Annotated in this window: 1 protein-coding gene; it reads left to right on the forward strand. The window is 69.1% G+C overall.

Translation table 11 applies throughout. From position 1 onward, the window contains the following. On the forward strand, positions 1 to 444 hold a 444-nt coding region (locus tag BN4575_RS22955; protein ID WP_218060818.1), incomplete at both ends, for an alpha-amylase family glycosyl hydrolase.

Below are 444 nucleotides of genomic sequence, written 5' to 3' on the forward strand. Positions count from 1 at the left end.
GCGCTCGACTGCATGTTCGCGGGGTATCTCCCCGACATCGACCACACGGTGCCCGAGGCCAACGCCGCGTTCGTGGACGACGCGATCTACTGGCTCGACGAGCTCGACCTCGACGGGCTCCGGGTGGACGCCGTGAAGCACGTGGAGGAGATCGCGACGCGCAACCTCGCGGCGGAGGTCCGGGCGACGTTCGAGCCGGCGGGCACCCGATATTTCCTGATGGGCGAGACGGCGATGGGCTGGAGCGACTGCGGTCAGGGCGCCTCGTGCAACGACGAGAACTACGGGACGATCGCGAAGTACATCGGCCCGCACGGGCTGGACGGTCAGTTCGATTTCGTGCTCTATCACGGCGTCTCGTACCGCACGTTCGCCTGGGGCGACGCGGGCATGCTGCACGCCGCGACCTGGGTCGAGGACGGCCAGCGGCGGTGGCCCGAGGGC

Origin of the sequence: Aeromonas sp. EERV15 (genome assembly GCF_900079845.1) — a bacterium.
Classification (GTDB): Bacteria; Pseudomonadota; Gammaproteobacteria; order Enterobacterales; family Aeromonadaceae; genus Aeromonas; species Aeromonas sobria.